This is a genomic window from Serratia sp. Z4, assembly GCF_009900725.1.
GTDB lineage: Bacteria > Pseudomonadota > Gammaproteobacteria > Enterobacterales > Enterobacteriaceae > Serratia > Serratia nematodiphila.
On sequence record NZ_JAAABD010000011.1, the window covers coordinates 17,323 to 29,038 of the forward strand.

At 54.1% G+C, this 11,716-nt stretch carries 8 protein-coding genes and 1 pseudogene; all 9 read right to left on the bottom strand.

Annotation, left to right across the window (positions count from 1 at the left end):
* Positions 1 to 40 precede the first annotated feature (40 nt).
* On the bottom strand, positions 41 to 1,681 hold the full coding sequence (locus tag GT753_RS23745) for a ShlB/FhaC/HecB family hemolysin secretion/activation protein (RefSeq protein WP_254071039.1): 1,641 nt from the start codon (positions 1,679 to 1,681) through the stop codon (positions 41 to 43).
* Between the two features lie 165 nt (positions 1,682 to 1,846).
* Positions 1,847 to 3,253, bottom strand: coding sequence for a gamma-mobile-trio recombinase GmtY (gene gmtY / locus GT753_RS23750; protein WP_160126010.1), 1,407 nt, complete (start codon positions 3,251 to 3,253; stop codon positions 1,847 to 1,849).
* Positions 3,254 to 3,442: 189 nt separating this feature from the next.
* Positions 3,443 to 3,856 (bottom strand): annotated as a pseudogene (locus GT753_RS23755) (phospholipase D family protein); the annotation flags it as partial.
* Entirely contained in the window at positions 3,856 to 4,203 is a 348-nt protein-coding gene (locus GT753_RS23760) for a hypothetical protein (RefSeq protein ID WP_063988481.1), read from the bottom strand. The pseudogene GT753_RS23755 and the gene GT753_RS23760, both read right to left, overlap by 1 nt.
* Positions 4,182 to 6,401 (bottom strand): F-type conjugative transfer protein TrbC, encoded by a 2,220-nt coding sequence (trbC, locus tag GT753_RS23765; protein WP_160126012.1) that lies wholly within the window; start codon positions 6,399 to 6,401, stop codon positions 4,182 to 4,184. The genes GT753_RS23760 and trbC overlap by 22 nt, the downstream gene beginning before the upstream one ends.
* Positions 6,385 to 7,539, bottom strand: coding sequence for a DsbC family protein (locus GT753_RS23770; protein ID WP_216842812.1), 1,155 nt, complete (start codon positions 7,537 to 7,539; stop codon positions 6,385 to 6,387). Before GT753_RS23770 ends, trbC begins: the two co-directional genes overlap by 17 nt.
* A gap of 10 nt (positions 7,540 to 7,549) precedes the next feature.
* Positions 7,550 to 8,761: a conjugal transfer protein gene (locus tag GT753_RS23775; RefSeq protein ID WP_160126013.1), complete on the bottom strand. Its 1,212-nt coding sequence runs from the start codon at positions 8,759 to 8,761 to the stop codon at positions 7,550 to 7,552.
* Positions 8,762 to 8,852: 91 nt separating this feature from the next.
* The gene (excA, locus tag GT753_RS23780) at positions 8,853 to 9,491 is read right to left on the bottom strand and encodes a plasmid IncI1-type surface exclusion protein ExcA (protein WP_089197759.1); all 639 of its coding nucleotides are present in this window, start codon (positions 9,489 to 9,491) and stop codon (positions 8,853 to 8,855) included.
* Between the two features lie 66 nt (positions 9,492 to 9,557).
* Positions 9,558 to 11,702, bottom strand: a complete 2,145-nt coding sequence (locus GT753_RS23785) for a DotA/TraY family protein (protein WP_160126014.1) — start codon at positions 11,700 to 11,702, stop codon at positions 9,558 to 9,560.
* Positions 11,703 to 11,716 lie beyond the last annotated feature (14 nt).

The window sequence follows — 11,716 nt, forward strand, 5'->3', positions numbered from 1 at the left end:
GTTTAGATCGGTGTCAGCAACGTTGCCGGTATCGCGATGTTCAGATTTCCAGATTTACGCTAAAACCCGCGGTCACACCGGAGGTATGGAACCCTGCGGGCTTGTACAGCGGAACGCCGGCAAACAGGTCATAGCTGAATCGCCCCCACAGCGCGCCGCGCACGCCGAGCGCACTGCCCGCCAACTGATGCCCCACCAGGTAACGGGTGTTTGGGCCGTCCACCCGGCCGTAATCGGCAGCCAGGTACAGTTCATGCCCGCGAGAAAACACGTTCCAGGCGATTTCATTGCGCCACAGCAGGCCCTTTTCGCCGGACAGCATCTGTTCGCCGTCAAAGCCACGCACCGTGTAACGCCCGGCAATGGCCATCCGCTCTTGCGGCGTCAGCGCATTCGGGCTCCACTGGCCCCGCACGCTGGTATAGACCCGCCAGGGCTGCTCGCCCCAGGTGAAAGGCAGGTTGAACCCCACATCCCCGAGCAGCATACCGGTACGCGCCGAACCGTCATGATTGACTTCCTCCGGCGCACGCAGCGCCCCGAGGGCGCCGGTGCCGCGGCGCCAGCTGATATTCGCATCCAGCGTATTGCGCCCGAGGTAACTACGCTGGTTGAGTCCAATTTCCCAGCCGGCGGTGCGCCGCTTTTGCTGGGTCAGCTCGACGTCATCCACGTGGTTGGTGGAATGTTTGCGGTAGCCACGCAGGTTGAGCGTTAACTTGTGCGACTGGTCACGGTACAGCAATCGGGAGACGGTCAACTGAAGGTTGTCACTCTTGCCGCTGTAACGCAGCACCTCGTTGGCGTTGGGGATGTTCTGATGGTAGGTGTAGTCGTTGTAGTTGGCCGAGAAGGCCCAATACCCCACCGGGAAGAAGTAATTCAGCGTATGTGAACGGTTGCCGAACGGCCCGTGCTGAAACACATCCTTGCCGATGTTGGCGTAGAAAAGGTCGTTTTGCGCAAACGGCGCATCGAGTGCCAGGGTGGCCGAACCGAGATAGCGCCCGGTACTTTTGGAGCCGCTGTCGTCCAGCCCCAGACTGAGCCGCACCGGCCGCCCTTCGTGCCAGTTGACCTGCAGGTCACTGGTGGCCTCCTGGGCGCCAGGCACGATTTTGATGTCGGCATTGGCGCTGGGCACTCGCCTGAAGTTCTCCAGCCCCTGTTCGATATCACGCAGGTTCAGGATATCGCCGTGTGAGGCCGGAATAGCGTTCCACAGCCGTCCACGCCAGGAGACTGGCTCCTCAAAGCGAATGTCGCCAATACGACCCGGTTGCAAGGTCAGCGTCAACACACCCGTGGTCAGGTACTGCTCCTGCGCCATCACCCGCGTGGTGACATAGCCTTTGGCCAAGATGGCGTTCTGCACTTTATTGATGGCAAGCACAATACCCTGACCGCCCAGACAGCGACCTTTTGCATCTGCTGCGGCGTCCAGCGCCCACTGAAAGCGGCCGGCCGCCTCCCCGACCAGGGCAAGCCGGTTGATGGTGAAGCAGGGGGACTCATTGACCGGATAATCCGGCAACACGGCCTCGGGGCGGGAAAGACGCGCATCGGCCTGTGGGGCATTTTGCTGTTGCAGGGCGCGCTCACGCTCCTGCTGGCGCTGCTGCTCGCGGGCATCAATAGCGGAAGCGGCCCGCTCAGGGGAAACGGAGGGGGTGGCGGCCATACCCGGGAAAGTGCCGGTGAAGAGAACACCCGCAAGAACGTGGCTCAACGCCTTCGCTCTTGATTTGTGCGAAAGAAAAATCCTTTTCATGAAAATCCATTTCATAAAGTGTAAAGGTATGTAATTTTTGGCGCATTATCCGCCAAAGATCAAAAAGCAAGCGAATTATGTTTTTGGAGGTGGCTGCCAACCCTCTTTTGTTTGCTGGATCACATTCAACCCAGCAGTACGCTCAGCGATACGTCGCGTGGCATCCTGCAGAGCAGCGAAGGTCTCCTGCAACGTTGCTTGCGTATAAACACGCTGACTCTCTTCGGAAACATGATGCATACACCGTTGTATTAACAACGGATCAACGCCACCATTTTTAAGCCTTCGGCCATAAGCATGCCGATGGCCATGTGGGGTCGTACCCAACTCTTTACGCACGGTCATACCTAGTCGCTCAATAGCAGCACCGTGAGCCTTGGTAAATTTGTCGATGGTATACATCGAGCCACGGGGTTCCCTGTGAATATTAATGAAGGCAAAGGGATTATCCCGCTCAAGGTAAACAACCTGTTCCAGATAACGTTGCCAAAGCTCCATAAACCATTCGCCGAACGAAGGCTGGAACCAAAAAACTGTCATGTAAAACGTATTATCGAGTCGCGGATTTTTCCAACCCGCCCTTTGACTGCTCAGGAGTTCCGTCCGTGGCCTCAGGCCGTATTTTTCAGCCAGGTAGCTTGCGCGGTTATCTCCGTGGTTCTTTCCGGCAGCATTTAATACGGCACCAGGTGCATAGCCCAGGTGGGGGTGATGGACAAGCACTGTCGCTGATTGAGCGTTTTCAGGGGAGGGGAAAACATCCTCAAGATAGAGGTGGAATGGCTCACTCACTCGCAATCCGCCGCCATGCATCAGTAGCGTTATCAACATGCCGCGATAATCATACCGTCCTCCAGCCTTAAACCCCTTGAGAAGTAGTTCTTCGAAACGATCATCGGGAAAAGCAGGAGGTTCATTCTTAACGATGTGGGGATTTATTCTTGGCCTCAAGCGATAGCCAGCGGTTTGTGGTCCAGGGTTGGATATCCAGATATGCCCAAGGAAGGCTTTTTCCCGGCGATAGAGCCAGGCAGTTTCATCCATTTTACGATCGAAGGCATCGCCAGCATATCTGGGATTGATTTTCTTAGTTTCAGGCCGAGAATCGCTAATCCAAATGAAAAAATCGGACAACCGCTGGATAATCTCTCCCGCATTCTTATAGGAATAAGGTTGCCAGCATAAATTACTGGGATCTAAACCTGTTGTTCGATCAAAGGTTCCAGAATACAGGCGCTGGGCGAAGTTCTGAAACAACCGATGAGAATCGGGTTCTCCAGGGTTCGCCTTTAAATATTGCAAGAAAAGTGTCGTAGCCTGGACGACCTTCCGCATCCATGAAAGGCTGCGGTTATGACTACGTGCCAGGCAATAATCCAGCAATGGCTGAAGGACTCCCGTGGGAGTCAACAATACCGGTAACTCGCTGATAGCGCCCGAGGAATCGGTCACAACTCTAGCACTTACGCTGATGAATGTCATGCTCGTCCCTCCACGTTGATAAGCCAAAAATGATCGAATTCATTATCTGTTTCCCAGCAGCATAATATGTCACATAAGGATAGATATACTTAAACAGAACCCGTCAACTAATACCTTATCCCTACTTTAGGGTTCATTTTCACACATAATAACGCCTTCTATGTATCAAATCTTGGGGGGTATAAACCGCGCCGCTGCACGGCTAAAGTTAAATGACCCGGTCTCGACATTCACCTGGTCAGTGATGATCAGTTTGTCGTGCATTATCTTGAAATTATCGACGGTACGAACCGGGATACCGGCATTGACCAGCACGTTCATCGCCGCCTGGCTGGCTTTGTTCTGATTTCCCTTCGCATCGAGCACCACTTTCACATCGACGCCCCGATTCTTGGCGGTCGTCAGAGCCTTCACCACTTCGGGTGAGGTAAACGAATACCCCATTAACCGGATACTGCTCCGGGCCTCATTAAGCGTACTCAATACCAGCTGCAGAGCGCTGCCTTCCGGTGAGAACCCGACCTGCACCGAGGGGGCCGCTATAGCGCCCGGAACGACCGCCAATGTCGCGGCCAGACACCAGGCTTTTAGTGAGGTCCGCATTATTTTGCGCCCCCGTATAACACATTCCCGTTCCTCGAGCTGACATCGCCCTGGACATGGCCACAGGTGACGTTGCCATTTCGCGTCTCGATGTTGCCGGTCACATTACCCGCCCTGACATTGCCGTTAGTGCTGCGAACGGTGCCGACATTCCCCTGCACCGTCACATCAGCCTCTTCGGAATCAAGAACCTGAACATCACCAACGATCGTAATGGCGACCGCCACGACCTTTCCATCACCCAGCGACACCGTTTGGCCATCTGCAATCACCTGGTTACCACTGACACGGATATGATTACCATCGACGACCATCGTCTTGCCGTTTACTGTGATTTTCGTTGCCATTTTGCATTCTCTTTTGAAGTGTTGTCGGCCGGTTTCTCAACCGGAATATGTTGCATTTGATAGGCCATCAGACGAGGTTGGCCGACGCCCAACGCGATCGGCGTCCTCGCCTGCACCTGGTATCCACATCCGCGCGCCGGCAGATGCGCCAGCGCTGTTTCCCATAACAGGCTGGTGCAAACCGCCGCCGTCGGGCGCCGACGCCAGATATGCAGCCATTCGTCTTCCAGATCATTGAGGGCGGCCAGCGCTGGGTCGGTCAGCTGCAGGTTCTCCAGGTCTGAACGTGCAGGTGGCGCGTCCAGCCGGCGAACGATCTGCTGTATCCGATCGGCACGTGGGTAGCTGCGGCGAATAGTGGCCGGCGCCTGCGCCAGCAACGCATCGAGAGATGGCGGAGAAACCTCAATGAAACGGTTAATCTGTATCGCTTCTTTGGTAAATTTGTCGGCATCCGCGATATAAAGTGACGAGCCACGGATAACCTCCCCCCGAAACAGGGTGATATTCTCGCCCTCCTGCAGCTGCTGTACTTCTTCCACGCTGACTTTCTTTTGCTCACGCAGTTGCAGCCTGTCGTCTTCATCCCATCGGCTGCCAAGAACACCGTTCTGGCGCACCATCTGACTCATTTCCGGTAGATATTCAGTGCCGGCCATCAGCTGCAGGATTTCCAGGGTGTCTTTCGGGTCCATGATTTTGCCGGTAATACGCGTGCCCATATTGGCAATCAGCGTCCACACGCGGTCACCGGCGGCTGATTTAAGTCGCTGTGCTTCTTGCCCGGCCAGCAGCAGGCAATACCCCAACGATCGAACCTGAGTGGCCAATTCACCCAATTTCTCGGTGTAACAGGCCCCCACCTCATCGGCTATCCACAGAAACGGAAACTTGTCCTTGTACTTACGTACAACCATGATGTCTTCCGGACGCCCCTCCAGCTTTTCTCCAAGGTCCTGGCTCAGGATCATTGCCAGCTGGGACACATACAGTCGCCCAAGCGCTGCCGCCTCGGTCGCAGAAATTTCCAGTGCAGGGATGAGAATGACGAGGATGCGATCGTTGTGAACAACGTCTCTCAGGTCGATATCACCTGCATCGCGCGCAAACACATGACCGTAGGTGTCGTTGAACAGCGCCAACATGCGGGTGAACTGCTGAATGAGATAACCATGCTGGTTCAGCGCCTCCGGCGCCCATTCTGACGGTGAGTCCACCGTGGCCAGATCAAACCCCGCCAACGTGCCGAGATAGTTCTCCAGTGGTAATCGCGCCTCATCGTGCCACTGCTCCTCCACAGACTGGATATAGAGCCGCGCAATACTGCGCAAAGGAAGATGGGCCTGAATGGTACGCTGCGACATCACCGTCCCTTCTCGCCGGCATTTGTACACCAGGGCAAACACCAGCGCCTGTATCATCGCCCGCGCCTTTTCCTGCCAGCCGCCGTCGTTGCCGGCCGGTGGTAACATCGAGTCCATCAGGTTGATGATGTAGGTTTCTTCGGCGATGCCGAAGGCATTGACCGTATTGGTTTGAGGCCGGTTTTTGACATCTTCCAGCAGTTCCTGAGCACGGGAACGGCCGCCGGTGATAAAGTTCATCATCCGCAGATCGTCTTCACGGCCAAAACGCCGGGCCATGGACGCAATGGCCAATGCCACGTCGTTCTGTGCCTTTGCGTCGGAATAAATCAGCCCCTTGCCCAGACCGAGTTGGTTGAGCACATAACCCAGCAACGTTTCCGTCTTACCGGCACCGGTGGTACCAAACATCAGGATGTGCCGCGTCATGTCGTCCATTGACAACCACAACTCACGCCCCGCATCCCGGCCACGCAGGTATCCCAGATAGAGGATGCCGGCCGCTTTGCCCATGACAATACGCATGACCGTCACCGGCAAAAAACCCCACATCTTGCCCGGCACCTGACGCTGCGTAGAAGGGTCAAGCCGATCCATATCGCTTGGCATGCGCATCGGCATCTGCCAGGGCTCCATCAACATCGACGGCGCCCAGAACATCAAGACAGGCAGTGTTAACCACAAGGTGACCGGCCATACCACACCGACGATAACGGCGCCCGCCATCCCCAACGCCAGCCCTCCTGGGGACAACATCCAATCCCCCAGGGCAGAGTGATAAATACGGCGATTAACGCGATTGCGCGCTATACCGTAGTCAGTGGGTTGTTGCATCCGCCGTCTCCTTCTCGCTCAGGAACTGGCTCAGTTGGGCCGGATCACGCAGAACAGCCTGAGGAACATAGCGGCCATCATCAGCAATCACCCAAGGGGTGCCCGGAATGCGATAGGCCTGATAAGCCACCTCGTTGACGCCCAGCGCTTTTTCGGCCACATCACAGGCGCTGTCGGCTTTCTTATCGACTGCAGCCGCTTTCCCCAGCTGAAGTCCATCGGTACCAACAGTAAATAATGCCTGCCAGGCAGCTGGCCGCTGCGCCGGCGGCAAGCACAACACCGGAGTAATGGCGGCAATGGATTTCTCTCGCCCAATCACAGCCACCGGGAAGACGACCACGTTAGCCATTTGAGCCGCCGCCACTAAAGCCGGCTCCAGATGCCGGCAATTCGGGCAATTGGGATCGGCAAATACATACAAAGTGCGATTGTGGCCAGAGGAATAGTTCACGGTGAACAATTGGCGGTCGGCAGCACTTTGCAGCTTCTGCGGCAGGGTTGACCGGACGGACGCCGGCAGCGCCCAGCCATCTTCTGGCGCGGGAGCCCGCGTTTGCTGGACAGGAACAGGTACTTCAGGGCGTTCAGCTTTAGTCGCATGAGGCGGAAGCGTCGGCGGCACAACCTGTGGAGCGGGAGCCAGGCTAACCTCGGGCCCAGGCTCCAGTTCCAACGGTCCCACCTTGCTGGAGTGCACGAGAGAAATACCCAGCATCAGTCCGATAAACAGCAACACACCAGCCATCGTCAACCGGGTACCCCATCGGGAGCCCCATTTTTCTGCCCGGTGCAGCTGTGCCCCGGACAACGCCGCAAGCAGCTGATCGTTACCACCATTAGCGCTGGACTCAACTGTGAAGACATTTCCCAACTTGTCGCAGCACATCACCCCGGCGTCAGACAGGAAAAAAGTCGGCTGGCGGCGCAGGTCGACAGAACATAAAGTACGTACACTACCGTTCTCCCCAGTACGTTGAACGACTAACAGATCACCGCGGATGTATACGGAGAAAGGCGCATAGTCTGATTTTGCACGCATGGAATATCCTTTTAATTCAATAAGGGTCGACACCAGAGCCTGATTGGCCTGGCGTGCTAACGGGGTTAATTCGGTGGGAGTGTTCAGGTAAATCAAGAGGGGGACGCTAGGAAGCCGCTGCCGCCTCGCTGTCCGGCGGGTCGGTAATAGCATAAACAGCTGACATCACTGACTGTTCTGTCGCCTGACGCCGACGAACTACTGCCGGTATATACGGGTAGACCAGGCCCAGACTTTCCAGATCGGCCTGTAGCCCTTCAACGGCTTGTTCAACCATAATGCCCGGACGAGGCAATCGCAGCTTACTGGCACGAACCTCGGCGCGAGCCTGAGCGGCAATACCGGCACCTTCAACAAACACCTTAGCGGTGTCTGCCGAATGAAGCCCATACCACAATGTACGGTCAACCCCCTTAAGCCAGCGAAAACGCGCCGGGGGCAGTCTCAGGTCACGGGCATACAACCCAACGAGTGCACTACGCACATATCCGTGCCCCGCCAGCCACTCGTTGACACCCGGGGCCTGAATCACTCGTTCAAACGCTGCATTGGCCAACTGGAACAACGGCACTGGTGAAACCCGTCTACGCCTTAAAAATCGCCTCACTACACAGGAACGATTGAGGTCATCCAGTAGTTGTGACGCCGCCGCACGATCGTTTAGGAATACCTGCAGACCAAAAACTGCCAGCAAAGCGCGCTCGTAAGAATGCCAATTTGTCACATCACACATTGGTTTACCCAGCTGCGTGCTAAACACCGCCGCGGCTGCAGCCCTATTGAGCGTCTTGCGGTGAACAAGTTGAAGTTGCGCGGTGAAGTCTTCGGGCCTTTGCGCCCAAACGTTAGCCGGGGCGGGATCATTCATCAAACCATCCGGGCCGGAGGCCATAGCCAGGACGGGCGTCACGGAAGGAGCAAAGTTGCTGGCCAACTGCGGCAACGTATGAATATTGATGGGACGTTTGCTACGAAATGCCAGTACAGGATGCTGCGCCAGCGCGATACCACTGGCCACGACGATCGGTACCAAAAACAACATGAAGATACCTGAAGTGGCATTCATCACTGTCAACCACTCATCAAAGGTGACGTCGACGGAATGATTGGCCGTATCGGCCAGCAGGTTGATTTTTTCACCGACCCAATAATGGATACGGGGAACATCCACCGCTGTCCAGAGCCAGTACAGTACCCAGCAACTCCCGTAGACAAACGAATCAAAAAAGAGCCAGCACAACAGAACGGCAGCACAGAAGGCCAGGAACATTTGCCCTTGATCGCCATCCCATGCACTTTGCGATGGGCGGTTATACATAAGGAATGACTCGCAAAAAAGAACACCGGCTATAAGCCGGTGTTGAGGGTGTTTGCCACCTGGTAAGGTAGCCAGAGGAGAAAGTTAGGTGTCAGGCCAGGCGGGGGATCGCGATATGGTTTTCACGCTCCAACTGCTCACGGTGAATATCAACATACTCAGAGAACGGCATCGCCGGCTGATATTGTTTGAACTCCATAGAACCCAGCGTATCAAACCAGCGTTGGGCCCACGGCGTGGAAATTTCAATACGGGGTAATTCCGGAAGCTTGGTGTAAAGGCGGAACATTTTTCCTTCCACTTCCCGATTGGTCCAGTCTTTCATATCCAACCCAACCACGTCGACTTCACCTTTGCGGATACGATGCACATAAAGGATGGTGCCACGTTTGATATCAATGCCCAGGTACTTACCATCACCTTCATGGTACATCTCATAGCCCTGTTCAGGCATAAAATACTCAGGGTCTTTAACATCGTTCGTGATGACTTTTAGAATACGACGTTTACTTATGACCTGCTTAGTGAAAATAGCGACAGGGATGAGTATCGCGGCCCAGATCAAACCGTAGAAAAATAGCTGGTAAAGATCACCGCTTTTTAGAACATCGCTTAACGTCAGCAGTGACGCCAAAGCTAAAAATAGAAGGCAGGGTAAAGCTAATACCATATAAAGGATTTTAAAAACCCAAGCCCATCCTTCGCGTGTAGTTTTCAGTCGTTGCACCATAGTTTTATCCTCCAACAGCCGTTGATGACATTATACCCAACAACTGTACATTTGTCAGGGTAATTTCTACTGAATTCCATCAGCCCCATTACCTTTTCCGGTCCTATTCGGCATATTACGGACACCAGGAATTCGTTGAGATCCAGTCCCGGCCGCCCCGAACATATTTTTCATATTATCGACCAATCCGCCCATAACATTATTCCCTTCACGACCACCAAGGAATGAGATCACATAATCCGGTAGAGATGCCTCTAAACTGAATAGCCGTGTCACTCCAAAGGTTGAAATGCGTGCATATATCATCAGCCAACCAACCATTTTAACCAATCCCATAATCGAGTCCGCATTAGCATTGGCCAGTGCTGAAGCAAACAACAGGTTGAGCACCGTGCCACCGGCTATTGCTGACACTGAAGCGAAAAAGAACCCCAGCACCATAAGAGAAGGCCGTAACATCATGTCAATTAAAAATATATAACCATAGGCACTACGACTTCCCTTATCCTCCTCGGCGCCCAAATGCGTCGCTGACCACATTGGTCCGGCTCCACACCCAATCAACACACTGACAACCCAGTTAAAGAAGCCCGTCATCCATAAAATAAAAGGTACTGCCGGTAAGAATACGGCTAATGAGAATCCAATAGCCAAAAGCGCAAACATAAAGAAATAGAACATTGGCGCCATCGCACCCATCACATCCTTAACCACAGCGCCGGCATCAACCGCAAAAATTTTACTTGCCCACCCTACAGGTGAGTTACTGGCCGCTGATGCAATCGCCCAAGTACCGGCATAAGCAGCCATCAGGGTTTCAGTAGTGCCTAAGGTATAATCACCGATCTCCTGCATTTTAATTAATGGGTTTACTTGACCGTTGAAATCGGCGTCAGTACCCAAGTTTTTTGTAGCTATAAGGGTTGTGAGTTTTTGGATTGGGCTTTTTAAAATTCCAACGAATACTGAGTTCGGATCTTGAGCTGCACTGGCTGCACTAATCTCACTCTCCGTTTGTGTTCCCAGGGGTGGTGTATAGGTACTGTTCTGCACCTGCGCGCGATAGGCCGTAAACACCTGATTGTACAAGTCCCCTGTACCGTGCTCGCCCACACCACTCATGCCACTGGTGATTGGCGTGGCGTTGGCCACATCATTGGTTTTACTGTTAGCTGTCGCGAAGGTGTGATACCAGGCTCCCAGAGCAACCCAGCCATAACTCTTGATCTGATTAACCAGTTGGCTCTGCAGCGAATCCTTGTAGTTGATCTGGTTCAGCGCTTTGTTGACCGTATCTTCATAGTCGGCCGCAGCATTCTGAATGTCGGTTTCCACATCCTGAAAACTGCCACTGTCCTGATCACGTTTACTCAAATAGGTATCGACAAAGTCCATTGCCGCCCGATCCAGTGACGCCTGCATCCTGTCCAGCGCCTGCTTTTGTGACGCCACGACATTGTCGGTATCAACCTTGCTGTCAAATAACAAGTTCCATACACCGCTACGGGCAGAGTTCGGTGTTTTCGCCGATCCGCAAATGGCGCTGCCATTACCGGTCACATACTCACCGTTGCCCCCTTTCGTGCTCATCAGCGGCGTATTCGCTTCCCCTGACGCATAAAGAGCCTGCAGTTCGCGGTTGATGGCATATTTGCACAGATTCATTTCAAAAATGGCCCGGGCAGCTGAACGTGTCGCCGGCGCAGTCGGCTGCGTGACCATGGAATATCCGGTGGCCATCATATCCGCCGCTTTATCAGTCAGCAGATTAGCGCTCCCGACCCCCATCACCGACGCCGCCCACAGCATCACCAATTGCGAAATTGACCACCCTGAGCCGGTAGGCACCAAAGTGATAAATCCCGCAAAAGTCATGATCGGGTACAACATCGAGCGGGCGCCATTAAAAACACGCCCCTCATGGCCAGCTTTGACGACGGTTTTCATCGTCACGGTCAAAAACCAAAACAGGGCTATGGCACAAAGTACACCGTTGATAATGGCAAACAGAGAGCCAATCAACGTTTGTTGCCCGGGGTTAAAGGGATGTAGCACCACATCCCCAAAGATCATGACCAGCGCCTGGCGCGATAAGTCATTGGTTTTCTGTGCAGCATCAGCGATGGTCTGATAATTCACGCCATCGGCGAACGCCGGCCAGGAAAAGAGCAGCAGTAAGCCTGCTGACCACAGCCTTTTGAGAAATTTCATCGTGTTGTCCGTAT